Annotated in this window: 25 protein-coding genes and 1 riboswitch; of the genes, 20 read left to right on the plus strand and 5 right to left on the minus strand. The window is 52.8% G+C overall.

Going from position 1 to position 26327, the window contains the following annotated elements:
* Positions 1 to 144: 144 nt before the first annotated feature.
* A complete protein-coding gene (gene infC / locus AC3G2T_RS00190; RefSeq protein ID WP_488434100.1) occupies positions 145 to 618 on the plus strand; it encodes a translation initiation factor IF-3 in 474 nt (157 codons plus the stop codon).
* A gap of 191 nt (positions 619 to 809) precedes the next feature.
* Complete coding sequence (locus AC3G2T_RS00195; protein ID WP_488434101.1) at positions 810 to 2318, plus strand: MDR family MFS transporter; 1509 nt, start codon at positions 810 to 812, stop codon at positions 2316 to 2318.
* On the opposite strand, the gene AC3G2T_RS00200 is transcribed toward AC3G2T_RS00195, so the two are convergent.
* On the minus strand, positions 2268 to 2627 hold the full coding sequence (locus tag AC3G2T_RS00200) for a hypothetical protein (protein ID WP_488434102.1): 360 nt from the start codon (positions 2625 to 2627) through the stop codon (positions 2268 to 2270). The two genes, AC3G2T_RS00195 and AC3G2T_RS00200, sit on opposite strands and share 51 nt — an antisense overlap.
* A gap of 15 nt (positions 2628 to 2642) precedes the next feature.
* Positions 2643 to 2735, plus strand: a riboswitch (cyclic di-GMP riboswitch).
* A gap of 87 nt (positions 2736 to 2822) precedes the next feature.
* Between AC3G2T_RS00200 and AC3G2T_RS00205 the strand changes: the two genes are divergently transcribed.
* The 6 genes from AC3G2T_RS00205 to bcbE all read left to right on the plus strand — a co-directional run bounded on the left by AC3G2T_RS00205 (position 2823) and on the right by bcbE (position 10063).
* Positions 2823 to 5195, plus strand: a complete 2373-nt coding sequence (locus AC3G2T_RS00205) for an EAL domain-containing protein (protein WP_488434103.1) — start codon at positions 2823 to 2825, stop codon at positions 5193 to 5195.
* Between the two features lie 121 nt (positions 5196 to 5316).
* Positions 5317 to 5811, plus strand: a complete 495-nt coding sequence (locus AC3G2T_RS00210) for a hypothetical protein (RefSeq protein WP_474682027.1) — start codon at positions 5317 to 5319, stop codon at positions 5809 to 5811.
* A gap of 6 nt (positions 5812 to 5817) precedes the next feature.
* Positions 5818 to 6336: a hypothetical protein gene (locus tag AC3G2T_RS00215; protein WP_474682028.1), complete on the plus strand. Its 519-nt coding sequence runs from the start codon at positions 5818 to 5820 to the stop codon at positions 6334 to 6336.
* Positions 6337 to 6449: 113 nt separating this feature from the next.
* The gene (locus AC3G2T_RS00220; RefSeq protein WP_488434104.1) at positions 6450 to 7385 is read left to right on the plus strand and encodes an MBL fold metallo-hydrolase; all 936 of its coding nucleotides are present in this window, start codon (positions 6450 to 6452) and stop codon (positions 7383 to 7385) included.
* A 43-nt stretch (positions 7386 to 7428) separates the two neighbouring features.
* Complete coding sequence (locus AC3G2T_RS00225) at positions 7429 to 8676, plus strand: M48 family metallopeptidase (protein ID WP_488434105.1); 1248 nt, start codon at positions 7429 to 7431, stop codon at positions 8674 to 8676.
* 115 nt (positions 8677 to 8791) lie between these two features.
* The gene (gene bcbE, locus AC3G2T_RS00230; RefSeq protein WP_488434106.1) at positions 8792 to 10063 is read left to right on the plus strand and encodes a bacillibactin exporter BcbE; all 1272 of its coding nucleotides are present in this window, start codon (positions 8792 to 8794) and stop codon (positions 10061 to 10063) included.
* Positions 10064 to 10980: 917 nt separating this feature from the next.
* Here bcbE and AC3G2T_RS00235 read toward each other — a convergent pair.
* From AC3G2T_RS00235 to AC3G2T_RS00250, 4 genes are all read right to left on the minus strand, one after another.
* The gene (locus AC3G2T_RS00235) at positions 10981 to 12123 is read right to left on the minus strand and encodes a virulence factor (protein WP_488434107.1); all 1143 of its coding nucleotides are present in this window, start codon (positions 12121 to 12123) and stop codon (positions 10981 to 10983) included.
* A gap of 90 nt (positions 12124 to 12213) precedes the next feature.
* Positions 12214 to 12801, minus strand: coding sequence for a guanylate kinase (locus tag AC3G2T_RS00240; protein ID WP_474682033.1), 588 nt, complete (start codon positions 12799 to 12801; stop codon positions 12214 to 12216).
* 162 nt (positions 12802 to 12963) lie between these two features.
* Complete coding sequence (locus AC3G2T_RS00245) at positions 12964 to 14976, minus strand: DEAD/DEAH box helicase (RefSeq protein WP_488434108.1); 2013 nt, start codon at positions 14974 to 14976, stop codon at positions 12964 to 12966.
* 113 nt (positions 14977 to 15089) lie between these two features.
* Positions 15090 to 15785: a YhcN/YlaJ family sporulation lipoprotein gene (locus AC3G2T_RS00250; RefSeq protein WP_488434109.1), complete on the minus strand. Its 696-nt coding sequence runs from the start codon at positions 15783 to 15785 to the stop codon at positions 15090 to 15092.
* 291 nt (positions 15786 to 16076) lie between these two features.
* Here AC3G2T_RS00250 and coxB point away from each other — a divergent pair, with 291 nt between their 5' ends.
* The 12 genes from coxB (at position 16077) to AC3G2T_RS00310 (ending at position 26253) form a co-directional block, all read left to right on the plus strand.
* The gene (gene coxB, locus AC3G2T_RS00255; RefSeq protein ID WP_488434110.1) at positions 16077 to 17093 is read left to right on the plus strand and encodes a cytochrome c oxidase subunit II; all 1017 of its coding nucleotides are present in this window, start codon (positions 16077 to 16079) and stop codon (positions 17091 to 17093) included.
* Positions 17094 to 17123: 30 nt separating this feature from the next.
* Positions 17124 to 18992: a cytochrome c oxidase subunit I gene (gene ctaD / locus AC3G2T_RS00260; protein ID WP_474682037.1), complete on the plus strand. Its 1869-nt coding sequence runs from the start codon at positions 17124 to 17126 to the stop codon at positions 18990 to 18992.
* Positions 18989 to 19603 (plus strand): cytochrome (ubi)quinol oxidase subunit III, encoded by a 615-nt coding sequence (locus tag AC3G2T_RS00265; protein WP_474682038.1) that lies wholly within the window; start codon positions 18989 to 18991, stop codon positions 19601 to 19603. Before ctaD ends, AC3G2T_RS00265 begins: the two co-directional genes overlap by 4 nt.
* 1 nt (position 19604) lies before the next feature.
* Positions 19605 to 19922, plus strand: coding sequence for a cytochrome C oxidase subunit IV family protein (locus tag AC3G2T_RS00270; RefSeq protein WP_474682039.1), 318 nt, complete (start codon positions 19605 to 19607; stop codon positions 19920 to 19922).
* 109 nt (positions 19923 to 20031) lie between these two features.
* Positions 20032 to 20892 (plus strand): cytochrome c oxidase assembly protein, encoded by an 861-nt coding sequence (locus tag AC3G2T_RS00275; RefSeq protein ID WP_488434111.1) that lies wholly within the window; start codon positions 20032 to 20034, stop codon positions 20890 to 20892.
* A gap of 18 nt (positions 20893 to 20910) precedes the next feature.
* On the plus strand, positions 20911 to 21366 hold the full coding sequence (locus AC3G2T_RS00280) for a DUF420 domain-containing protein (protein ID WP_488434112.1): 456 nt from the start codon (positions 20911 to 20913) through the stop codon (positions 21364 to 21366).
* Positions 21367 to 21467: 101 nt separating this feature from the next.
* A complete protein-coding gene (locus tag AC3G2T_RS00285; protein ID WP_488434113.1) occupies positions 21468 to 21830 on the plus strand; it encodes a group I truncated hemoglobin in 363 nt (120 codons plus the stop codon).
* A 169-nt stretch (positions 21831 to 21999) separates the two neighbouring features.
* The gene (locus AC3G2T_RS00290; protein WP_488434114.1) at positions 22000 to 22734 is read left to right on the plus strand and encodes a hypothetical protein; all 735 of its coding nucleotides are present in this window, start codon (positions 22000 to 22002) and stop codon (positions 22732 to 22734) included.
* Positions 22727 to 23149 carry a GntR family transcriptional regulator gene (locus tag AC3G2T_RS00295; protein ID WP_488434115.1) on the plus strand — a complete coding sequence of 141 codons (423 nt, stop codon included), beginning with the start codon at positions 22727 to 22729 and terminating at the stop codon, positions 23147 to 23149. Before AC3G2T_RS00290 ends, AC3G2T_RS00295 begins: the two co-directional genes overlap by 8 nt.
* On the plus strand, positions 23146 to 24072 hold the full coding sequence (locus tag AC3G2T_RS00300) for an ABC transporter ATP-binding protein (protein WP_488434116.1): 927 nt from the start codon (positions 23146 to 23148) through the stop codon (positions 24070 to 24072). Before AC3G2T_RS00295 ends, AC3G2T_RS00300 begins: the two co-directional genes overlap by 4 nt.
* Positions 24069 to 24974, plus strand: a complete 906-nt coding sequence (locus AC3G2T_RS00305) for an ABC transporter ATP-binding protein (protein ID WP_488434117.1) — start codon at positions 24069 to 24071, stop codon at positions 24972 to 24974. The genes AC3G2T_RS00300 and AC3G2T_RS00305 overlap by 4 nt, the downstream gene beginning before the upstream one ends.
* On the plus strand, positions 24967 to 26253 hold the full coding sequence (locus tag AC3G2T_RS00310; RefSeq protein WP_488434118.1) for an ABC transporter permease: 1287 nt from the start codon (positions 24967 to 24969) through the stop codon (positions 26251 to 26253). Before AC3G2T_RS00305 ends, AC3G2T_RS00310 begins: the two co-directional genes overlap by 8 nt.
* Positions 26254 to 26327: the final 74 nt, after the last annotated feature.

The following is a 26327-nucleotide window of genomic DNA, read 5'->3' on the forward strand; positions in this document are numbered from 1 at the left end:
CATCTCCTTAGAGTTTTGCGTCAGCAAAACTTTCTTCGTAAGCATTGGCTTCGAGTTTTGCATAGCACAACTTTCTTAGTAAGCATAGGCTTGGATTTTTACGTTAGCTGGGTTCATTATAGCGAAAGAACAGGGGCATTCACAATGATCAAAAATGAAAAAATTAAAGCTTCCGAGGTGTGGCTCACCGGTGTTAACGGAGAGGATCTGGGTGTGGTCCCTACAACGGAAGCGCTCGCGCTGGCCAGGAAGCTGAAGGTCGATCTGATCTGCACGTCGCTGATGAGCAGCCCTCCGCCGTGCAAGCTGGCCGGAGCGGGCCAGGCGAAACAGGAGGCGCTGCAGGAAAAGCAGCAGGCGCGCAAACAGGAGCAGGGGGCGAAGGTGAAGGAAATCCGGCTCACACCGCAGATCGAGGATCACGACCTGGAGACGAAAAAACGGCAGGCGGAGCGCATTCTCGGGGCCGGCGATGCCGTTCAGTTCGTCGTGCGCATCCAGGGCAAGGAAGGAGCGGCTGCGAAAGCGCTGCTTCAAGATTTGCGAGCGCTCGGGCGCCCACGGACGGGCATCCAGCTCAGCGGCAAGCAGGCGGCGGTGCAGGTCGATCCGCTTTGACGAAAGCCCGCATTCTATACAAACCGTGTTACAGTCCACGGCGCATCCATGCGCCGTTGGCTGCAGCACGGTTTTTTTATCCGTAAATCCGCCTCGGGATGGAGGCGGTGATGCATCCGCGGCCGGTTTCAGCAAGCTTGAAAAGCGCTTATGATGGCAATAGTTAAGGAATAGAAGAGAGGTATTGAACAATGAAGGAAAATAACAGATCACTCGTGCTGATCGGCCTGCTTCTCGGGCTTATTTTTGCCGAGCTGGACGAAACGGTCGTATCGACGGCTATGCCGACGATCATCCGCGAGCTGCAAGGATTGTCGCTTTACGGCTGGGTGGCGGGGGTATACATGCTTGCCGTGACCATATTTATGCCCATTTTAGGAAAGCTGGCGGATTTGTACGGGCGCAAACGCGTTTATTTAAGCTGCATGGCTTTGTTTTCTCTCGGTTCCATCATTTGCGGATTTGCGGACAGCATGACCGTTCTGCTGATCGGCAGGGGAATCCAAGGAATAGGCGCCGGCGGGCTGATGCCGTTGGCATTGGTAATTATAGGCGATACGTACCCGCTGGAGCAGCGCGCCAAAATTCAGAGCCTGTTCGGGCCGATGATGATCATTCCACAACTGCTGGGACCGACGCTGGGCGGTTATTTCGTGGATCATCTTAATTGGCATTGGGTGTTCCTGATCAACATCCCGGTCGGGATACTTGCAGCGTCGGTGATATTCGTAGGAATGCGCGAATCCAAAGGGGAGGAGAAGCGGTCCATCGACTGGATGGGGGCGTCTGCGCTCGTGCTGGCGCTGCTTTCCCTTCTGCTTGCGCCGGTGCTGATCGACAATCGGGGCTTGTCCTGGTCATCTCCGCTGATCATAGGGCTGCTTGCGCTTTCGGCCCTGTTTATCGCCCTCTTTATAAGGATTGAATCCAGAACGGCGGAACCGATTATACCGCTGTCGTTGTTCCGCAACCGCAATGTGGTCGTATTGTCGCTGCTTGTGTTTATCGTAATGCTTGGATTGATGGGCGGAATAGCGGCGTTCCCGTTTTTCTCTCAGAACGTGATGGGCCTAAGTCCAACCGCTGCCGGATATTTGACGCTGGCGTTTATGGCCGGGGCGATTCCTTCGAGTATCCTGAACGGATTTCTGATTACCCGGATTCCGTACCGGAACTTGTTTATCGTCTGCTTCTTGCTGCCGATCGTCGGCGTCGGTTTGCTGTCTCAGGTTCATGCTGCGACAACGCCGCTGTACATCATTGTTACCTTTGTCCTGTTAGGACTCGGTATCGGGGCTTTATTCGGAGGAGATAACCTGATCGTTCAGGAATCCGTCGCCAAGGAGAACAGCGGCGTAGCGCTCGGAACCGTTCAGCTGTTCCAGTCGCTTGGAGCGACAATCGGATTAAGCGTCTTCGGCAGCCTGCTCGCTAACAAAATCAAAACCGGCGTTGCCGGGTTGGCCGGCCAGCTTCCTCCGGGCATGGCGGATCATATCGAGACAGGGGGAATTCCCGCGGGGATATCCGCCGATCTGGTAACGAAGATTCAAGCGGTATTTGTGAATTCGTTCCAGAGCATTTTTATCATCGCTTTAGGCTTTATGATCGCGGCTTTTGTTATCTGCTGGTTTCTGAAGAAGGAAGTGTTATCGAAAAAAGAAGCCGAAGCCGTTCCCGCCGCCGAGCTGCAAGCCTGACCATTCGGCAAAATAGAGGTCTGACTGGGTCTGACTGCCGGCTTGCAGCGCCGAGGGCGCTTTGAAGAAGAGGTTCTGATTAGCTTGTGACAATAGGCTAAGGAAGGCCTCTTTTTCCTTTAACGAAAAGGGGGCGTTCATAGCTCCTCCGTTGTCGGATTTTGGCGGATTGTCGGCGGGGGGGCCGAAAAGTAAGCAGCCATCCGAGGAGCCGATAGCACCAGATATTTCATAATTAAGGATTTTATTGACGAAATTTGGTGATACGTGATATAAAATAACTAGGAACTTAGACCTATCATTCACCAATTTAAATATTTCTTAAAGAGATAAAGGCAAACTTGGCGAAAGCCAAGGACGCAAAGCTATAGGGGCTACACGAAAAGGATTCACATCGTATGCCAGCCAGTTTCCGCTTTAGGCCGCTGAGAAGGAACCTTAAAGCAAGGTTTCTTTTTTTTTTGGTCGTTTATGACGGACTAACAAGATAATGAGGTGTGCTTCATGATCGCTTATTTAGTGTCCATACTCCTGTACATAGTACCAATTCTCTTGTTGCTCTACATGATGATCGAAATTTATCAGCGAAACCGGTACAACGGGCTGAATAAAATCGCGGCCTGTTTTTTCCTTGCCACCATGCTGTTTTTCATCGGGAATTTGCTGTTCAGTATCGCCCCGATCCAATACGCGGGCCGAATCGCGCTGCTGCTGTTTTATTTTCCGGCTTTCATCATCATGTGTCTGACGATGCATTTTTGCTTCAGGCTGACGGAGGGATTTCAATCGACTCCGCGGCCGGTTATGACGGCGATCTGCTACAGCCCGTTGGTTCCGGCCTCGCTGGTGTTTTTTCCGCCTCCATGGATAACGGTTCATTTCGTCCAGAACGGCATTTGGAAATACCAGGAACCCGGTGCAGGCCTAACAGCATTGATGCTGGGCAGCACGCTGTATACGGCCGTTGTTTGCATCGTCATCGTGACCGCAGGGTTCAGGTTCGTAAATCAATACGATTTGAACTTGAAGCGAAAGCAGATGCGCACGGTTTTGCTTGGCCTCCTTTTTTCGTTTGTTTGGGCGATAGCGTTTATATTCTTTAAAATGCCGGCTGTTATGCCAAGCGGCGTCAATTTTCCGGCATTAAGCAGTTTCGCGCTCATTATCTTCACTTTTTTCCTCAGATATGCCATGATCAAATATGATTTCCTGCCTTCCCTGGAACGGAAGTATCAGGCTCTGTACGAAATGTCGCCGTTAACGATGATCATTACGGACCAGGATGGAATTATTAAAGAGGCGAATCCGCAAGCGGCGCTGCTTTTTGAATGCACGCAGAAGGAATTGCTTCTTCGCCATGCGCAGGAGTTCATTTTTCCCCAGTCCCACAAGTCCTCGCGTTCGTTCGACCAGCCGGGTTTCGGGGAAGAAACGATCCAGGGGGACTATATCGTCGTCACGCGCAAAGGGGCGAAAAAGTACGTTAAGGCCGAGAGCAAATATTTTGAGGCGCAGGGCGATCTGCTGCAGTATGTGGTGCTGCTCGACGTTACGAAAGCCAAGGCGGCCGAAGAGCAGGCCGTGTATCTCGCTTACCACGATACGCTGACAGGCCTTATGAACCGCGCTCATTTCAACAACGAGCTGGAATCGCATTTATCCGAGGGCAGTCGTTCTTCCATTGCCATTATGCTGCTGGACTTGGACGGATTTAAGCAAATTAACGATACTCAAGGGCACGTTGTCGGGGATCATTTGTTGAAAAAAGTGGCCGACCAGTTGTCGCTGCTCGCGCCTCCGCAGGCGACGATCTTCCGATTGGGCGGGGACGAATTTGCGCTCATTATTCCCGGATTGAAGGGCAAGGAGCAGATCCACGGCTGGGCGAATCAAATACTCGCAGGCTTCAAAATGCCTTTTGCTTATCAGGATAAAGCGTTCTACGTTACGTCCAGCATGGGCATTTGCTGGTCCCCTGAGCATGGCGTGAATCCGGACGAGCTGCTGCAATTCGCCGATATCGCGATGTATCAGGCGAAACGGCAGGGCAGAAACCAGTTCGTGATGTACGAGCCGCAGCTGCATGACGAGGAACAGGGGCGATATTTGATCAATTCGGGGGTGCGGCAAGGTTTGGAGGAAGGCGAGTTCTCGCTTCATTACCAGCCCCAAATCGACGTGCGGACAGGCGCGGTTATGGGGGTCGAGGCGCTGATCCGCTGGAATCGTCCCGGCATCGGTTTTGTTCCGCCCGGCGATTTTATTCCGTTAGCCGAAGAGTCGGGCATTATTGTGGAGATCGGGTATTGGGTGCTCGATACCGCATGTCTTCAGCTTCAGCGCTGGCTGGAAGCGGGGATTGCGCCGTTTTCGATGTCCATCAATTTGTCGGCCAGGCAGTTCCTCGACCCGAACTTTTCGCGCCGGCTGACGGATACGCTGCATCGAACGGGCATTGATCCGAGCCTGCTCTGCCTGGAGATTACCGAGAACACGGCAATGAGCGACAGCGAAAATGTGACGAACATTTGCAGCGAGATTATGAATTTGGGCGTGAAGCTGTCCATTGACGACTTTGGTACGGGATATTCTTCCTTATCGCTGCTCAAACGGCTATCCGTCCATTCCATCAAAATCGACCGCTCCTTTGTGAAAGATATGCTGGAAAGCGAACATGACCGCGCCATCATCAACGCGATTATTGCGATGTCGCACAGTCTCGGGAAGCGGGTCGTGGCCGAAGGCGTAGAGGAGCAGGGCCAATGGGATATGTTGTATGGGCTTGGATGCGACGAGATTCAAGGCTATTATATAAGCAGACCGCTTGCAGCCGGGGATTTGGTCGGATTTTTAAGCAAAAATAAAGTGGGAGTCTGAAGCTGCTCGCGCAGCGGCGGACTTCTTTGGATTTTTCCGGGGAAACCGGATGTGGTAACATAGAATATAGGAAGGGAAAGCTGCAATCGAGGAACGAAGCCTGGAAACTTGAGGGAGAGCTATGAACAAACACGAAGAAGAAAAGAAGGCGCTCGAGCGAACGGCCATCGACATATTTGTGGAGTTGTACAATCTCAATCATCGGCTTCCGTTCAGGCTGCTGCAGCAGCAGGAAAAGCCAGACGCACTGCTGGAGGACGCCAGCCTGAACAAAAAGGGGCTCGAAGTGACGCATCTTTTTTATGACACCGAAGAAGCAAGGCTTATGATGGCGCGCTCGGAGCTTACGCTTCCCGGAACGGAAGTGCCGGACCGGTTTATTCAATCGATCAACGATAGAGTGCGCAGCAAAGTTGAGAAGTTTGCGGACTATTCGCACGATTATCCGTGCGCACTGCTAATACGCAATTTATCGTTATTTTTCGGCATGTCCGACGTGCTGCGCAGGAAAGAGAAGCTTAAGCTGCCCCGTGGGCATTTTACGGAAGTGTGGCTGCTCTCGCGGGATTTTACCCCGGATTGGCTGCTCATTAATTTATATGAAACGGAAGGTTGAAGCGCATTGGAGGAACTGGAGCAAGTGACGGCGGCCCTGGAGTCCGCGGGGATCGACTGTGCGTTAGGCGGGAGCGGGATGATGCATAGTCTCGGTTTGACGGAAACCGTGAACGACTGGGACTTGACGACGGACGCTCCCATGGATAAGGTGCTCGCGAGCTTGACGGCGTTCAAGGCGGCGCCGCAGCGTGTCGGCGATTTTCCTTTCGCCAGCGATTATTTGATTAGAGTGGAGACGCAGGGCAAGGCGATCGAAATTATCGGCGGCTTCAAAATTCATGCCAAAGACGGCGTCGTCTGCATTCCGACCGTCGCTTCGCATCGCTGGAAAGGGATTGCCGTCGGCTCGCCGGAAGTTTGGGCCGTCGCCTATGAACTGATGAACCGCCCGTTGAAGGCGGAGCGGCTCTGGCGCTATTTGGATATCCATGGAGCGGATCCCGGCGCAGTCAATCAGCTCGAAAGCCCCGCCATTCCGGCTGAAATCCGAAACCGCCTGCGGCAGCTGGCGGAAAAAAAGTAAAGGCCTCCGCCTACGATGCCGGGGGTTTTTTTGCTGCTTGCAGAATATGGTGCTAAACTGGTTGTACTTAGGGTAGGCGGGAGAAGCATATCCTTAGAGGGAGGCAAAACCGGATGGCTGGAAAATTTTCAAATATGGACAATATAAGCAATGATCATTCTTTCCGCGATGTGATGAAGTGGATGCGGAACAGGCCGAAGAAGAACGTCGATTACCAGGTTCCGCAGCACCGGAATAAAAGTCCCCGCTTTTTGCAGGAAAACCGTGCGGAAGAAACGATTACGTGGATCGGACATTCGACGTTTCTTATTCAAAAAGAAGGCATGAACATCGTCACGGACCCCGTATGGGCAAAAAGAATGGGTACTGCCAGACGGTTGACCGAGCCCGGATTATCCGTTCAGGATATGCCGCAGGCGGATGTAATTCTGATTTCGCACGCCCACTACGATCATTTGGACATTCCATCTCTCCGCTCGTTAAGGGGCAATCCGACTATACTCGTACCCGAGGGCCTTGGCCCGATGATCAGACGCAAAGGCTTCCAACAGGTGTTAGAGCTGCCGTGGTGGGGATTTGCCCAGGTCGGGAGCCTGGAGTTTCACTTCGTTCCCGCGCAGCATTGGACGCGCAGAACGCTTTGGGATACCAACTCTTCCCATTGGGGAGGGTGGGTGATCAAGAAGGAAGGCGCAGGCGAAGAAGCCGTTTATTTTGCCGGAGACAGCGGTTATTTCCGCGGTTTTAAAGAAATTGGCTCCAGATATCGGATACATACCGCTATTATGCCTATCGGGGCATATGATCCCGTATGGTTCATGCAAGTGTCTCATATGACGCCCGAGGAGGCCGTACAAGCTTTTTGCGATGTGCAGGCCAAAGTATTCATCCCTATGCATTACGGAACGTTCAAGCTGGCTGACGATACGCCAAATGAAGCGTTGGAGCGGCTGGAGAAAGAATGGTCCCGGAAAATGGCCGGCTCCGGGGACCTGCGGATTCTTGAACTGGGCGAGACCGTGCTAAGCCCGGTAATCGTACCGGTATAAAGGCAGTACTAGCAGTATTAGCGGTTTGTGGAGGAGGACTGTTATGAAACGCATGTACACGCTGCTTGTGATCGTTTTCGGAGTATACGCTTTAGCGGTAAGCCTCTATTTGTTGAAAGGCGACTTGTTCGGCATTCCGAACGGGCTCGCAGCTACGGAAGCGGACCCGCATACGTTTATGACCGCGCAGGAGATCGCAAAAGCGGAATCGCTGTCGCGCATCCATTCGCTGGCGTATTTTTTAACCTCTCCGCTGCAAATGGGGCTGCTGCTCGCGCTGCTGGGCGTATCCGTGCGTTTTCGCAATGCGGCCGAGCGGTGGTTCCGCAAGCCTTTTTGGCAGACGATCGTCTATGTGACACTGTTCTTGCTGCTGATGGACGTGCTGTTTATGCCGGTTGATTACTACTTGCTCAAAGTTGACCAAGCGTACGGCATATCCAACGAAACGATCGGGATGTTTTGGGGCGACCACGCCAAAGATTTTGTTATTAACACTTTCGGCACGCTCGTCATCGTCGGACTGTTCCGCTGGGTCATAAGACGCAGCCCGAACCGTTGGTGGCTGTGGTTTTGGCTCGCTTCGATTCCGCTTATTCTGTTTGTGACCTTTATCCAGCCCGTTGTGCTGGACCCGCTGTACAACGATTTTCAGCCGCTGCAAAATCAGGAACTGAGGCGCGATATTTTGGACCTGGCAGCCAAATCGGATATTCCGGCCCATCAGGTTTATCAAGTGAACATGTCGGAGCGCACGAATGCGATCAACGCTTATGTGAACGGCATCGGCGGCAACGCAAGAATCGTGCTGTGGGATACGATTTTGCAAAAACTGCAAAAAGACGAGATTTTGACCGTCATGGCTCATGAAATGGGGCATTATGCGGAGAAGCACATCTATTGGGGCATTCTGTTTGGCGTCGTTTTGAGCTTTATCGGGTTTTGGCTCGCCTTTCATGCTTATCGGTTCGCTGTCCGCCGCTGGGGCCCACTTTGGGGAATCCGCGAAGAACGCGACCTTGCCGCGCTGCCGATTTTGCTTTTGATAGCAACCTTTATGAATTTCGCATCGGCTCCGGCGCAAAATGCGTTCTCGCGCGTCATCGAACACAGGGCGGACATGTACTCGATGAAGATGACCGGCGCCGGCGCTGCCGCGGTGCGCGCTTTTCAGAAAATCGCCAAAGAGAACCTGAGTCCGGTTACGCAGCCCCCGCTCGTGCAGTGGTTCCGCGGCTCCCATCCGACTATACTCGAACGAATCTTGTACTTCAAGCAGTTTGAGCGCTGACCGATGATCGGGAATGACCTGCCTGAACGAAGGGAATAGTAGGTATGCTGACCAATCGACCGGACTGCCGGAGAGGCTTAGGGCAGCAACATTGGAACAGAACGGGTGTGCGCTCTTGGAGGAAGGAAAAAAATGGGACCTGATCTCGATTGCATCCATTCCGCTAATTATGACGCTGGGGAATTCCATGCTGATCCCCGTACTTCCGGCTATTCGCGCCAAGCTTGGAGTGACTTCACTGCAGGTAAGCCTGATGATTACCGTTTACTCGGCGATTGCGATTGTTCTCATCCCGATTGCCGGCTATATTTCCGATAAAATCGGTAGGAAAAAAGTGATCATTCCGAGCTTGATCATAACGGGCATCGGAGGATTAGTATCCGGGCTGGCGGCAATGTGGATGCAGCAGCCGTATCTTCTGATTTTGATCGGACGGTTTATGCAGGGAGTGGGCGCGGCCGGCGCTGCGCCGATCGTGCTTCCGCTGGTAGGCGATCTGTTTAAAAAAGAAAGCGATGTAAGCAGCGGGCTGGGAATGATCGAAACGTCCAACACGCTTGGCAAAGTATTGAGTCCGATTCTAGGCTCGTCGCTCGCCGTGCTTGTATGGTACTTGCCATTTTTGGCCATTCCGGTGTTTTGTCTGATCTCCGTGCTGCTCGTCGGTTTTTTGGTTAAAACGCCCAAAAGCTCAGATCAGGAAACCGTCGAAAAAACCGGCTTCTCCAGCTTTTGGAGCTCGATAAAGTCGACTTTCCGCCAAAAGGGAAGATGGCTTTATGCGATTTTTGCGATCGGCGGCATATGCATGTTCGTTGTTTTTGGCACGCTTTTCTACTTATCGGAACTGCTCGAAGAACAATTTCATTTGCTGGGAGTCTTAAAAGGCTGCGTGCTGGCGATCCCGCTGGCGGCGCTCTGCATAGCGTCTTTTGCGGCAGGCAGATGGATCGGGCAAAATAAACTGCGCATGAAATGGGTTACATTCTCGGGCATTGCGCTTTTATCCGTAAGCGTGTGGCTGTGCGGAACGATGCACCACATCAGTATGCTGCTCATGCTGCTCAGCCTGGCGGGCATCGGAATCGGCTCGTCGCTGCCCTGCCTGGATGCGATGATTACCGAAGGCATCGAGAAAAAAGAACGGGGGACGATCACCTCGATCTACAGCTCGATGCGCTTCATCGGCGTCGCCGCCGGCCCGCCGGCCGCTTCGCTGCTGATCAAAATATCGCCGAATGTGATGTTCTACACGATTTCCGGAACTTGCCTGGCAGCGGCGGTACTCGCGCTTCTCGCAATCCGCCCGAAGTCGGCATCGAAGGCAGGAGCCGAACCGGAGCCGGAGCCCGAGCCGGAACGGCAGAAGCAGAAAGCGCATGCCTGAAGCAAAAGGCCAGAAGCAAAGAGCACTCTGAAGCAAAAGGCAAGGAGCAAAGAGCATGCTGAAGCGCTAAAAGCACGCCTCGCCAAACCGGGAAGCCGGAGGGTGGGGGCGTGCTTTTTGTTGGCGTGAGGAGCGGCAACTGCTTGGCAAAGCGGAGAAAGCCTGCAAAAGTGTAGCTTTTTGCTCGCTGATTCGCTCGCTGGGAAGAATTAAAAGCACGCCCCGCCATGCCGGTAAGCCGGAGGGAGGGGGCGTTCTTTTTGTTGGCGTGAGGAAAGGCATCTGCTTGGTAGCGTGGAGAAAGCATGCAAAAGTGCAGCTTTTTACGCGTTGATACGCTAGCTGGGAAGAATTCCTGCAAAAGTGCAGGCTTTCCGCAAAAACCTGGGCCTCGGCCCTATTTTGAGCAAAAATTCCTGCACAATTGCAGGCTTTTCCTGAAATCGAGCCGTTTTAGCAGAAAAAGCCTGCACTTTCGCAGGCTTTTCGCAATTGGCAAGCATTAAACGAGCGGATGAGGCTTGCACACGTCACTCCACAGAAAATGAAGATAATTGGGATGCATTCTACTTGCCTATAAAGTGAGACTAGTGCATAGCTCATCCGCCAGAGGAGATGCAGATGCTTGGCAGCGTGGAGAAAGCATGCAAAAGTGCAGCTTTTTACGCGTTGATACGCTAGCTGGGAAGAATTCCTGCAAAAGTGCAGGCTTTCCGCGAAAAACCGGGCCCCGGCCCCATTTTGAGCAAAAATTCCTGCACAATTGCAGGCTTTTCCTGAAATCGGGCTATTTTAGCAGAAAAAGCCTGCACTTTCGCAGGCTTTTCGCAATTGGCAAGCATTAAACGAGCGGATGAGGCTGATAAGTCAAGCGCCTTGCCTCTACCCGCCGAGCTGCACCATCTGTGGAGTATGATTCAATCGTTGCGGCGCGTCATTTGCTGCCATACCGATCCCTCCGCCGCGTGGCCGCCTTCGATGCGCTCAAGGGCAATCTTGACCTGCATCCGCACCTCGAATTCAGGATCGTCCGCCGCCTCGCGCAGCGCTTCGATGGCGGAGTCGTCGCCGACTTCGTATAAAAAGCGCGCCGCCCGCCAACGCACCAGCTTGTTGCGGTCTTTGAGCGCCTTCGCCATGGCCGGCATGGCGGCGGGGTCGCCGATGTCGGACAGCGTATCGCCTGCTGTCCGGCGCACGGCCGGCGTATCGTCCCCGAGGGCACGATACAGATAAGGCAGCACCTCGGGCTCCTTGATGTCCCCGAGGTAGACCGTCGCCAGCCGGCGGATCGACGTGTTCTCGTCCTGCAGAGCATGGACGAGCAGCGGCAGCGTCTCCAGCGACGGCTGAATCCGCTGAAGCGCGGCATAGCGCCGCTTCCAGTCCGGATGGCGCAGCTGCTCCGCCGCTGCGCCGATGTCGGTTTCGCCCGCGTCGGCATCCGCGGGCGCTTCGGCGGTCTCCCGCATCGCGAGGGAGACCAGATTCTCGACGCGGGCGGCGTCGTAGGAAGCGTCCAGCTCCTGGACGACTTCGCCCGCGATGTCTTTCAGCTCGCCGTAGCGCACGCCGAGCTCTTCGAGCTTCCGCTCCTTGATCAGGTTCGGGGATGCCGTGCCTGCGTGGACCGCCGCTTCGGTGAAGCGTTCCGGCATCGCGGCGCGGAATTCTTCCGCGCCGGCCCGAACCCTCACTTGGAGCGGGATGCCGCGAAACGTCTGCACCAGCACCTGCGCCTCGCCATAAGCCGCCTCAGCGGCGGCTTGAGCCGGCGGCAGTCCGCTGTCCGCAGACGGCCCGGCTTCGCCGAATGCCTCGCGGGCTTTGGCCAGTATGAACTGCCAGTCGCCCTTCGGCGTCCGATCCACCGCGGCGAAATCCGCCGTATGAAAAATGCTGACGACGCCCGGGACGCCCAGCAGCTCGCGGATCGGCTGCGGCGCATGCCCGCTATCGTCTTTCGTGTAAGTCATCCGCACGCCGGCAGGCAGAGATTCGTCGAGGTTAAGCTTCATGGAGTTGGGGCTCGGCGTAGGTTCTATAGAAACGATTTTCATCTTGCAAAAGCTCCTTTCAAAATAGGCATTTAAAAAGACCCGGACGCAGGAAGCGTCCAGGCCTGTTTATGACTAATGACTGGCTGCCCTTTAATCGAGTTCCAGCAAATTGCGGTTTAAATAATCGTCCAACGTTTTGGTCAGGTCGAAAACGGTGTGCGCCAAATCCACATTTTCAAAACTATGCTCGCATTTGTCGCGGTAAGCCAACTCATCCTCGTAGTAGGACAAATATGTTGCAATAGCATCTTCGGAATCGCCGCTCTCCCGCATCCTTTGCTCCAGGGTGTCTCTGCCGGCATAAATGCAAATCCGCACCAGATGTTCGCCGTACAATGCTTTGAGTGTCTCGGCGCCGGACCGGTTCAGAATCAGGTAAATGCTGCCGCTGGACTGGAACATGCGTTCGATATCCGCGCTTTTGATGCCATACAAATAATCGTTGATCGTTGTAATCTCAATGAATTCATGGTTCGCCTGCGCACTGGCAAATTGGTCTGCCGTAATAAAGTGGTAATCCTGTCCATCCACTTCCGTCGGTTTTTGCGGTCTTGTCGTGTACGAAATGACCTGCTTGATGCCGAGCGTCGACCCGGACATTTCCGCAACGGTTTTACGGCCGGCCCCATGGGGACCCGTAAATACAAAAATCATTTCTCTTTCCTTCAATGCGTACATGGAACATACCTCCTTATTTGGCAAATATGAGGGCATTCTACGTGCGTGGTTCGGTATGAAACGATTTTTGACTGTTGGATCGGATTAAACCGCTTTCTCATATTTTACACCCTAATTGACTATTGGTAAAGACACCGGTCGGCGGGCGAAAATGTGGAAAACCTATTTGCGCCCGCGTCCGCGTTGATTTTGTGCGCCGCGCCCTTGAGTTTTTCCCTGCCGGGGTGCGCGTTCCGCGCCTGCATTGCCGCTGCGCGCTCCGCGTCCCGAGCCGCCTCCGGCGCTCCGCGCCCCGCTTTCAGCTGCGCGTCTGGAACTGCTCCACCCGTCGCCGCCGGTACTGCCGCCGCGCCCTGCGAAGCCGCCATCGCGCGCTGCGCCCTGCTGCTCGGCCCTGCCTCTTCGCGTGCCCTCGGCCGCCCCGCCGCCGCGCGTTCCGCGCCCTGCGAAGCCGCCATCGCGCCCTGCGCCCTGCTGCTCGGCCCTGCCTCTCCGCGAGCTCTCAGCCGCTCCGCCGCCGCGCGTTCCGCGCTCCGCGAAGCCGCCATCGCGCCCTGCGCCCTGCTGCTCAGCCCTGCCTCTTCGCGTGCCCTCGGCCGCCCCGCCGCCGCGCGTTCCGCGCCCTGCGAAGCCGCCATCGCGCGCTGCGCCCGTCTGCTCAGCCCTGCCTCTCCGCGTGCCCTCAGCGGCCCCGCCGCCGCGCGTCCCGCGTTCCGCGAAGCCGCCATCGCGCGCCGCGCCGTCGTGCTCGCCCCAGCTCTGCGCAGTGGCATTGCCCGCCCGCTGCTGTCCGCGCCCCGCGCCTGTCCGCTCAGCCCTGCCTCTTCGCGTGCTCTCAGCCGCCCCGCCGCCGCGCGTTCCGCGCCCTGCGAAGCCGCCATCGCGCGCTGCGCCGGCAGGCTCGCTCCAGCCCTTCGCGGCTGCATTACCCGCCGCGCGTCCTCTCCGCGCGCCCGCGTCCTGCGCGCCTCTGCTGCGGCGTCCGCCGGGCTGCTGCCCGGCTCCTTTGCGGGCGGAGCCTCTGCCCGGGCTGACTTCGTCCGCTGCCTCGGCACGGACCCGTCTTGGCGCATCCTGCTTGCGCAGCGGCATGCGGATGCCTTTTTCAATCAGCTCGATATAGAACATATCCCGCTGGGAAGCAAAAGTAACGGCTACGCCCGTTTGGCCGGCGCGTCCCGTCCGTCCGATCCGGTGAATGTAGCTTTCCGCATCGTGGGGGACATCATAATTGAAGACGTGCGTCACGCCTTCGACATCCAACCCCCGCGCGGCGATGTCCGTCGCTACGAGCAGCTCGACTTTTCCTTCGCGGAACCGTTTCATGACCTGCTCGCGCTTCGCCTGCGACAAATCCCCGTGCAGCTCGTCGGACGCGTAGCCTTCCTCCTGCAAAGCTTCGTTGAGCGCCGACGCTCTGCGCTTCGTCCGGCAAAAAATCATCGCCAGGTACGGTTTGTACTTGTCGATGGCTTCGCACAAAGCGTCCTGCTTGCCGCGGTCCGTCGTTTGCACCAGAACCTGCTCGATTTCTTTCAGTGTAATCTGTTTGGTTTCAATATGAATTTCCTGCGGGTTTCGCATATACGCTTTGGATAAATTCCGCACCTGCTGCGGCATCGTGGCCGAGAAGAGCAGGGTTTGGCGGTGCGTCGAGGTTTGGGCGATAATATCCTGAACCTCCTGCAAAAAGCCCATATGCAGCATTTGATCCGCTTCGTCGAGGACAAGCATTTTCAGCTTATAGAATTGCAGGGACCCGCGGCGAAGATGATCAAGCAGTCTTCCCGGCGTTCCTACTACTATATGTATGTTTCCCTCAAGCTTTCTGAGCTGTCTTTCCACGTCCTGACCGCCGTATGCGGCGAGTACGTTCGCACCAGTGACGGGCGCCAGCTTTTGCAGCTCGCTTGTGATCTGAATGGCCAGCTCCCGTGTCGGTGTCAAAATCAATGCTTGTACATCCGGTTTATCTACATTTACGATTTCCAGCATAGGCAGCACGAAAGCAAGCGTTTTGCCGGTACCGGTCTGCGCTTGCGCGATAACATCGGTTCCGCTCATCAATGCGGGGATTGCTTCCCGCTGTATGGGCGTCGGTTCCACTACTCCGTTAGCTTTTAATTGTTTGACAAGACTATCGCGAATTCCTAATGAGGCAAATCCATTGGACATGGTTATCGGCCAGCTCCCTTTTCCTACTTATTGAATACCCCTCATTCTACAGGATAGCCCGCCAAATGAAAACAGGAGCCGGCGCCAGACCGCCTATTTATATAGAAGAAACTTTATTTAGGCAGCACCTGTTCGGTGCCGAAAACGTTCGTTACTACCCTGTTGAATTCGGGCAAAAAGGGCTGCAGCGAGTTGCCCTTCCAGCTTTCCTGGGCATAATTGTTCATTTTGTTCAAAAAATCGCGGTTTGCCGAAATGTATACGTCTCGCACGTTAGGCTGCAGTTTGCGGACTTTTTCGGCGATCCGCTGTTTGAACCGGTGCGCGAGGAAATCGTGATGGATGGCTGTTTCATAATTGTTGACGCCTATGTTCAGACTGTTGGAATCGATCGCATCGGTATCTCGCGCAATGTTATTGTAGATGCCCGCGACAGTTCCCTGGTTTCCCGTTTCCTTAACGGTTCCTTTGGTGCCTGTAGCCGTATTGTCGATCATGAGGGCGACGTAGGCATTTTGGTCGGTCGTCATAACGATGGAAGTATTGACCCCATTCAAAGAATTCAGCTGGTTCGACAGGAACTGGCTGTATTCCAGCTTTTTATTGTTGTGCGTCACGGGCCCGTACAGCTGCTGGGTTTGATATGCTCTCTCGGATTCGACCGCGCTTTTGGAAGGAGAACCGTAGTTGGTGTGATCCGGGCTTTTGCCGTATTGTCTGTCCTGTGCTCCGCATCCGGCGATGAACGTTATCAGGAATATGATTCCACAAATCGGAAATCCTATGTTTCTGAGCTTATTTGCAAACATATTTGATCCAGACCCCCTATGCAACTTTGTCATGCTTATAGGATGGGATGTTTGAGGGCTTTTATTCTCCCTGAATCTGTGACACTTCATGCATAAAGCGGGGGATTAATGGAAATAACCATGGAGAGAAATTTGACACCGATAAGCCGTTTAAGAACAATTTGTGAACTTCTCCAGAGCGATTGACAAAAACTTTTCACGAATTTATAGTTAATAAAGTGTGATTTGGTTGATTGACATGTGCATGGGCTTTGTGGTAAAAATATTGGTTCGAAAAGTGGGGTTGATACAATGAGTCGATGGAAAAAGTTATGGCGTCTAATACCCCTTTTTGCGGTAATGACGTTCTTGCTAGCGGGGTGTGGAGACCCGACCCTGTCTGCTTTGAAGCCCAAAGGTCCGGTAGCGGAAGAGCAGCTTTTCTTGATGAAACTGAGTCTCTTTATCATGGTTTTTGTCGTAATTGTCGTTTTTGCAATTTATTTGTACGTTCTGGTTCGCTATCGCAAGCGTAAAGGCGACGACAGCATACCCAAGCAAGTGGAAGGCAACCACGTTCTCGAAATCATCTGGACAGTCGTTCCGATATTGCTGCTCCTGGTGCTTGCCGTTCCGACAGTATCATACACATTCAAGCATTCGGCTGACCATACGAAGGACAAAGATGCCGTTCACGTCAAAGTAACCGCGCATCAGTTCTGGTGGCAGTTCGAATATCCCGATTACCAAATTGCGACTGCACAGGAATTGGTTATTCCTTCGAATAAAACGATCGCTTTCGAAGTGGTATCTGCGGATGTTAACCACGCATTCTGGGTTCCTTCGCTTGGCGGTAAGATCGATACGAATCCGGGAATTACGAATACGCTTTATTTGCAAGCGGATGAGATCAACACGTTCAAAGGCAAGTGCGCGGAGCTGTGCGGAGCTTCACACGCCTTGATGGATTTTGTCGTCACTTCCAAAAGCGAAGCGGATTTCAACGCCTGGGTTGAAAATATGAAAAAACCTGCCACCGTACCTGCGTCAGCGGCCAAAGGCGAAGAGCTTTTCAAAGAAAACTGCATGAGCTGTCACGCAGTCAACGCCAGCGGACCCGGGGTCGCGCCTAACCTGAAAGGTTTCGCAGACCGCAAAATGCTTGCAGGTGTGCTGGAACATACTCCTGATAATATGGAAAAATGGATACATAACCCGCAGGAAGAAAAACCGGGCAACAAGATGCCAGCTTTCGGCAAAAATGCCGGCGGTAAACTGGATGATGGACAGATTAAAGATATCGTTCAGTACTTGCAGACATTGAAATAATCACTTCTCGGGATAAAGGAGGTAAATACGTTGGCTCACTCTCACACAGCTAAAAGATACAGCGGACTGATGGATTGGCTCACGACTGTCGACCATAAGAAAATCGGTATCCTGTACTTGATCGCGGGCGGATTCTTCTTCCTCGTCGGAGGACTTGAAGCGATTCTCATTCGGATCCAGCTTGCGTACCCGTCTCAGCATATTTTCATCGGGGACACTTTTAACCAATTGACAACGATGCATGGAACGACGATGATCTTCTTTGCGGCGATGCCGGTCATCTTTGCTTTCATGAACGCCATCGTCCCTTTGCAGATCGGAGCACGCGACGTTGCGTTCCCGTTCGTGAACTCGCTTGGATTTTGGTTGTTCTTCCTGGGCGGCGTGCTCATGAACACAAGCTGGTTTTTGGGCGGAGCGCCTAGCGCCGGATGGACGGGTTACGCTCCGTTATCCACGATCACCACTGCCGATTGGGCGCAGACTTTGGAAAAAAATATTCAGGGTACCGACTTCTACGTCCTTGGTCTGCAAATTGCCGGTATCGGTACGCTGATCGGGGGGATTAACTTCCTCGTTACGATTATCAATATGCGTGCGCCGGGCATGACTTACATGCGTCTGCCGATGTTTACATGGACGGCATTTATTACTTCGGGTCTGATCGTGCTTGCATTCCCGGCGATTACGGTAGGACTTGTCGAGCTGATGTTCGACCGCGTATTCGGAGGAGCGTTCTTCGATGCGGCAAGAGGCGGCAACAACGTGCTTTGGGAGCATTTGTTCTGGATTTTCGGACACCCCGAAGTTTACATTCTGATTCTTCCGGCTTTCGGTATTATTTCCGAGATCGTATCCACGTTCTCCAGAAAGCGTCTTTTCGGATACAGCTCCATGGTTTTTGCAACCGTTTTGATCGGATTTTTGGGCTTCATGGTTTGGGTTCACCATATGTTTACGACAGGATTGGGTCCTGTAGCCAACTCGATCTTCTCAATCGCTACTATGGCGATCGCAGTACCAACGGGCGTGAAAATCTTTAACTGGCTATTCACGCTGTGGGGCGGGCAAATCCGCTTTACAACTGCAAACATTTTTGCAACTGCTTTTATCCCGACATTCGTCATGGGCGGAACTACCGGGGTTATGCTCGCGGTTCCTGCGGCGGACTTCCAGTACCACGATACATATTTCGTCGTAGCTCACTTCCACTACGTTATCGTAGGCGGTCTGGTGCTTGGCTTGTTTGCAGGTCTGTACTACTGGTGGCCGAAAATGTTCGGCCGCATGCTGAACGAAGCTTTGGGCAAAGTTCATTTCTGGACGTTCTTTATCGGTTTCCATCTGACGTTCTTCCCGCAGCATTTCCTTGGTTTGATGGGTATGCCTCGACGCGTATTTACTTACCAACCTGGGCATGATCTAGAGGTGGGCAACTTGGTCAGTACCATCGGCGCGTTCCTGATGGGTATCGGAACTTTGGTTTTCCTGATCAACATCATCGTTACATCCGTCAAGCCTAAGACGGCTCCTGCCGATCCGTGGGACGGACGTTCTCTGGAGTGGACGATTTCATCCCCTGCACCTGAGTACAACTTCAAGCAAACTCCGCTTGTTCGCGGTCAGGATGCATTGTGGAAAGAAAAAATGGCCGGCAACAAAGAGATGATCCCGGCAGAGCCCGTAGGTTCGATTCATATGCCGTCGCCATCGATCCTGCCTTTGGTTATGTCGCTCGGTTTGTTCATTGCAGGTTTCGGATTTATGTATAAAGACTTCTATGTTGCCGGAGCAGGCATCGCCGTTACATTAATCGCCATGTTCCTGCGTTCCGTATACGACGACCACGGCTGGCATATCGAACCGGAAGAGCTTGAAGACAAGGGGGTTAAGGCATGAGTACTCATCATACTGGCGTTTTGCCTGCCAACCCGGAAACGGCTACTCTTGAAGGGAAAAATAAAGTTCTTGGTTTCTGGCTATTTCTCGGCGCAGAGGTCGTATTATTCGGTTGTCTGTTTGCAACATACATCGCGCTTCGCAATCAAGTGCCTGACGGCCCTACGGCCCAGGAAATTTTCAAGCTTACAACCGTCGGCTGGTCGACCTTTATCTTGTTGACGAGCAGCTTGACGAGCGTGTTCGCTATCATTGCCATGCATCGCCAAAAGCTGGGCCAACTGCTGTTCTGGCTTTTGATCACCGTATTGTTCGGTCTTTCGTTCCTTGGTCTGGAGATTTACGAGTTTGTTGAGTACGTGCATGAAGGACATAAATTCACAACGAGCGCATTCGCTACATCATTCTATACGCTCGTCGGTTTCCACGGAGCGCACGTAGCGTTCGGGATTTGCTGGATTACGCTGCTGATTTTGCAAGGCTTGAAAAAAGGACTGACCGTTGTAACCGCGCCTAAGTTTTATGTTGCCTCGCTGTATTGGCACTTTATCGACTTGGTATGGGTATTCATCTTCACAGTAGTTTATCTGATGGGGAAGGTGGGTCATTAAGATGAGCAGCAATCTGCATGAAGCGCCCGCATCGAACAAGCGGCAAAAGCACGAGTCGCCGTTGAATCACTATTTGTCTTACATTATTTCGATCATCCTTACGATGCTGGCATTTGCAATTGTACTGTACGGAGGATTGGATCGTTCCTTTATCTTCATCTTTATTGTTACCTTGGCGATCGTTCAGGCGTTGATCCAACTGTTGTTCTGGATGCATGCGAAGGAAAGAGGCCATCTGTTTCCGCTGATGTTTATCGGAGGGGGCGCTATCGTCGCTCTGACAGGCGTGATCGCGGCGGTTTACTGGATGTGGTGGTAACGAATTGGAAGAGGCAACTTTGTTTTTCAACAAAGTGCCTCCTCTTTTTTTAAGCGGCCTTTCCCATGAGGCCGGGATGCTGAGCTGTACTGAAAGGAGACAAATGGAAATGATGAGCCAAATAGGCGGATTTTTTGATCTGTGGAGTCCGGTTTTGCTGTTAGTGCTTATTATTATCGGCTATGTTTACAGCCGCTTGGTCGCTAAAGGGAATAAACCGTCTGCTGATGCGGAGGAAGTTACGTTAGGCCAAAAAAGCTCATTTTACACAGGGCTGGCTCTGTTCTACATCGGACAAGGAAGCCCGATCAATTATATCGGACATCACTATTTGTTCAGCATGCATATGCTGCAGCAAACGATCGTGTATTTGATCGTGCCGATTTTCATCTGGTCCGGCTTGCCGGCCTCGCTCATTCGCCCCCTTTTGAAAATTACAGCGGTAAGAGTGCTGTTCTCGTTCATTACGAGACCGCTCATTGCGCTTTTCTTATTCAATATGCTGTTCTCGATTTACCATATGCCTTTCATTATGGACGGGCTCATGAAGAACGAACTGCTTTTGCTGGGCTATCATACGGTGCTGCTAGTATCTGCGTTCATCATGTGGTTCCCGGTATTTTGCCCGATTCCGGAGCTTAACCGGCTCAGCGAGCTGAAGAAGATCGCTTACATTTTCGGCAATGGCGTGCTTCTGACACCGGCTTGTGCGCTCATCATTTTCGCGGAAACGGTCATTTACGATATGTATCGGGATGTCGTGGTTCCATTTCCTCATCTGTCGCCGCTGGACGATCAGCAGCTTGGCGGGGTCATAATGAAAATTGTTCAAGAAATTGTCTATGGTTCCGTACTGGCGTATGTATTTTTTAAATGGTATCGTAGAGAAAGGAAAGAGGAAGACGATTCTGACTCCTTTACCCTTCAGGAGGGGGCGGAATCTCGCAATCCCAACTGGAATCGAGCGTAGAAAGAAAGGATTGGTAAGATGCACATTCTGCCAACTATCAGTACTCTATTCATCGTTATAAGCGCAATACTGGTCGGTTTTGGATGGTATCATATCGTCAAAGGAAACCGGCAGACTCATCAGAGACTGATGGTGTTCGGCGCTATTTTTGCTCTGGCTTTTTTCTTGATCTATGCGTCCAGAACGCTGTTTGTAGGAAATACGGCGTTCGGCGGTCCGGAAAGCTTGAAACTTCCGTATCACTTGTTTCTCTCTTTCCACATTACGCTGGCAACGGTAGGCGGTGTGCTGGGCTTGGTCACTTTGTGGCTTGCCTACAAGCAGCGTTTTATGAAGCATAAGCGGATTGGCAGATGGGCGGCAATCATTTGGCTGCTCACAGCGCCGACCGGAGTACTCGTCTATGTGCTGCTGTATGTGTTATATCCGGGCGGGGAGACGAAGCCAGTGCTGGATGTCATTTTGGGACGTTAGTAATCGGTAAAAAAGGTCGATTGTGTGATTTGAATCACATAGCTCGGCCTTTTTTTGTGGCATACTAAGTGAGCAAATTCAGATCAGGAGTGTGAGAAGCGATGGAAACTACAGCATTGTACGAAAAATTTGGCGGTGAAGATACAATTCGTAAAGTAGTTGATTACTTCTATGAATTGGTTTTGGCGGATGAAACCGTGAACGGCTTTTTCAAAGATACCGATATGGACAAGCAGAGGAAGCATCAGACGAAATTTATCAGCTTTGCATTAGGCGGTCCGAATCAGTATACGGGAACGTCGATGGCTAAAGCGCATGCCGGCATGAATCTTCAACCGGCGCATTTTCAAGCGATTGCGACACATTTGCACGATGCATTGGCGCATTTTGGAGTCGGCGAAGCGGATATCGCACAGGTACTGGCTAAGGTAGCGACGTTGAAGGACGATATATTGTACAAATAATCCGAACAGTAAAAAACGCAATAAGGCGAAGCCAATGGCGGGAGATCCGCTCGCGGGCTTTGCCTTTTTTTGTATATGTGCTTGCTTTTCGGTTTTTTCGTGTATATACTGTACATATCAATATACACAGTAGATACACTGAGGTGAGAGGATGTTTGGAGACCGTATTATGAAGGACGCTTGGTACTTGGCTTCGCATGAACTTAAGAATAAGTGGCTGGTGCATTTGGGAAGTATTTTGCTTTACGGGTACTGCGGTTTGGCTTTAAACATGATGGTTGGGCCATTGACAGGAGCGTTGGACTCCAGAGCTGCATCGGTATTTTTGGCGCTTGCAAGCAATTTTTTGATACTGACGGTCGTTTCGAGTCTGGGATTTTCGCTTACTAAAGAGTATATGAGCTACTGGAAAACGGATGCGTTCACGAAAAGACTGTTTTTCTTGAAAACAATGGCAGTGTCGAATCGGGTCATTATTTACAGCCGTTTTTTACAAATTTTAATTATGGTCATCGCCATGTCGGCTGTATTTTATTCCTGCAATTACGCGATGCTGGCTATATTCGGCAGGACAGTCCCGGACTTGGGCGATTTTGTGAGTCTGGCACTGACTTGGATGGGGTATTCGATTATGATGGGGAGCCTGTGCGTGTACTGGGAATTAGGGGTTCATGGCAGAGCCTATTTGTTACGCAGTCTCATACTGCTGCCTGTCTATGCGATCAGTGCATATTTGTTGTGGATTGCGGCTGCCGGGCAGCCGATTTGGATCGTTACTATGGAGTGGGTGCGGCATTACGGGCTGTTGATTCCTGCGGTTTCGCTGCTTCTTGCGGCTGCTGCTGTGTACGTTAGCGGGAATATGCTGGCCAAAAGGCTGAATCAGCGTGATCTGCATGGATAAAGCGATGCATCATATACCGATACAAATATCCGCAGATAGCGCGGAGCCGATGTACCATCAGATTGAAGTTCAGCTCAGGGCGCTCATCTTGAGCGGGCAGTTGGCGGAAGGAACGCTGCTTCCTTCGATCCGCGAGTTTGCCGGCGATCTGTCGTGCAGCGTCATTACGATCCGCAGGGTGTACCAGGATTTGGAGAACGAAGGGATTCTCCGGACGAGGCAGGGAACAGGCACTTTCGTAGCTCAGGTCGGGGCATCAATGAGAGAGCGCTACCGCAGGGATGCGGTGGCGGAAGCGATGAGGGCGGCGATTCGTACGGGACTTACAGTCAACTGCACGGCAGAAGAGCTCAGAGGTTTGTTTGAGGAAGCCCTTCGGCAAGAGATGAATGGCAAGGAGGAGAGCGACGTATGATGAACGGATCTGGTCAAACGTTGGCCGTATCGATTAAGGGCTTGCGCAAGACGCTTGATAAAATAAATATAGGCCCGATGGATTTGGAGGTAGAGCCCGGCTACATCGTTGCGATAGTAGGTCCGAACGGCTCGGGCAAAAGCTCATTGTTCCGCCTGCTGATGAATGTCACAAAGCCCGAAGCCGGAGAAATCAGGCTGCTGGGCCGGCAGTACGAGCAGGATGAAATCGCGCTCAAGCGGCGGGTGGGCTACGTGTCGGAGTCCGAGGAATGGAGCGAGTCGGGTTTCAAAACGGTAAAGGAACTGACCGAGTTCGTCGCTTATTGGTATCCGAATTGGAACGAGTCGCTGGTTCGCGATTTATTTGTGCGGTTCGGTTTGGACAACGGGCAGAAACTGGCCCATTTATCGAAAGGGATGAAGCGCAAGCTGGCTTTTATTTATGCGATGGCCTACGATCCCGACGTTCTGCTGCTGGACGAACCTACGGCGGGGCTGGACCCGTTCGCCTGGCGGATGATGATGGACGAGATCGCAAGCTTTATGGATCGCGGACAGAAGACGGTGCTATTCGCCACGCACATTCTGGACGAAGTGAAGCGCATGGCCGATTACGTGGCTTTTATACATCAAGGAAAGCTGCTTGGCATGTACGAGAAAGACGTGCTGCTGGACGGCTGGAAAAGGTTTTGGGTGGAGCGGTCCGAACAGCCGCTTTCACAGCTCGCCGGCGTCGTATCGCTTGAGGAGCGCGGCGGTTCCGCCACGGTGAAGATCGTCAGCAATGCGCCTGGCGAGACGGAGGCGGCATTGAAGCGGATCGGCGTGAAAATTTTGCAAACCCAGGCGGTGGAGCTGGATGAGATTCTCGGATTTTTGATGGATCGGCAAATGAGAGACGAAGGGCGGGGAGCAGAATGACATATCCACTGCAGGTGGAGCAGGTGACGAAGCAGTATGGCGAAAAAACGGCTGTTAACGGCATTAATCTTAACGTCAAGCAGGGAGAAATCTACGGTTTGCTGGGCGCAAACGGCGCGGGAAAAACGACGACGATGCGGATGGTGCTCGGACTTATATACCCGGATGCAGGGCGAATCGTTTGGAAAGGGCAGGGTTACCGTGAGGAATTAAGAAAGCTGCTCGGCTATTTGCCCGAAGAACGCGGCCTGTACCCGAAGATCAAGGTAAGCGAGCAGATCGTATATTTGGCGGAGCTGCGCGGTATGCCGCGCAAGCAGGCGGAGGCGAGCCTGAAGGCGTGGCTGGAGCGGTTCGAAGTGCCGGAGTATTACAATAAGAGGGTGGAAGAGCTATCCAAAGGGAACCAGCAAAAAATCCAGTTTATCGCCGCCGTCATCCACAATCCCGAGATTTTGATTCTGGACGAAGCGTTCAGCGGGCTGGATCCCGTGAACGTGGAACTGCTCAAGACGACTGTAAAAAGCTTGCGCGACGAAGGCAAAACGATTCTTTTTTCCAGCCATCGGATGGATCATGTCGAGGAGCTTTGCGAACATATTTGCATTTTGCATAAATCCAATACGGTCCTTCAAGGCAGCCTGAAACAGATTAAAGAGACCTTTCCGAAAGAAAGGGTGATTCTGGAAACGGAGCGGCCGGTCAAAGGGCTGGAACACATTCCGGGCGTCGTCTCCGTCACGGAACATGTGAACGGCTGCGAGCTGCGCATGAGCGATCCTTCGGCCGGTCAGCAAATCCTCCAGCTTGCTCTCAGCCAATCGCCCGTGAACCGCTTCCAGATCATGGAGCCGACGCTGAACGAAATTTTCATCAAAAAGGTGGGGAAAACGCATGAATAGCATGTGGGCAGTCGTCAAATTTACGTTCATGTCGCGGTTTCGTTCCAAGTCGTTTCGAGCGATGTGTTTGATTATCGTGCTGTTATTGTCCGTCATGATTCATCTTCCGACGATGATCGATAAGCTGTCCTCGCATGAAGCGGATAAAATCGGCGTGTTCGCCGGGAAGCAAAGCGAAATAGCCGGCAAACTGGCGGACTACTACAGCAAGCAGGGCAGCTCGGATATCGCTATCGTCATGCTGCAAGATACAGGGAGTGCGGCGGGGAACGAAGCTCTGGGCATGCAGCAAATCGCCGACAAGAAGATTAAAGGCTATCTGGAGTTCACGGATGCGATGGAGGCGGGATTTCCGAAAGCCGTCTATAAATCGGAAGGCACGATGGAATTCAGCCTCAAAAGCAAGCTGCTATCGGCGCTGCAGCTGATCAAGACGGATGTCGTTCTTCAGAACGCCGGATTGAGCGCAGCGCAAATGAGCAGCATGCAAGCGCCGGTAAGTCTGGAAACGGTGCAAATTTCAGCATCGGATCAGGCGGCGGCAGGCAAAACGGAATCGCAAATGGTCATGGCCTATGCGCTCGTCTATGTGCTCCTGTTCATGCTGTATATGGGCGTCATCGGCTTCGGCAACATGGTAGCTATGGAAATCACGTCGGAAAAAAGCTCGCGCGTGATGGAGGTGCTGATCACCAGCGTTTCGCCGCTTAAGCAAATGTTCGGCAAAATCATCGGCATCTGCCTGCTGGCGCTGCTGCAAATTGCGCTGATCCTGGCGGCCGCGGCGGTCAATCTGGGATTGTCCGGCAACAGCAAGCTGATCCGGGAACTGCATCTCAACTGGTCGGACATTCAAATTTCCATGCTTGTCTATTTCTTGATTTTTTACCTGCTTGGGTTTTTCATTTACGCGACCGTATTCGCGGCCATAGGTTCGCTCGTCAGCCGCACTGAAGAGGTCGGGCAGGCGATCATGCCGGTCACTTTTCTCATCGTCGCCGCTTTTATGATCGCCATGTTCGGGCTGAGCAATCCGAACGCCGGTTTTGTCGTGGCGATGTCCTACGTGCCGTTCTTCTCGCCGTTGATTATGTTCCTGCGCATTGGCATGAGCAGCCCGGCCGTCTGGGAAATATGGCTGTCGATCGCCATCCAGCTTGCCGCGATTCTCGGCCTGGCTTGGCTGGCCGCCAAAATTTACCGCACCGGCGTGCTGATGTACGGCAAGCGCCCATCATGGAAAGAGCTCCGCAAAGCGATGCGGGCTTACAGGGTGTAGAAGCTGCCTGCGCAATTACGACATCTTTGTGTTCTATTTTGTCGCTCTGAACGATTCATGAACCTTCTTCTGCT

It is taken from the genome of Paenibacillus sp. sgz302191, assembly GCF_057749925.1.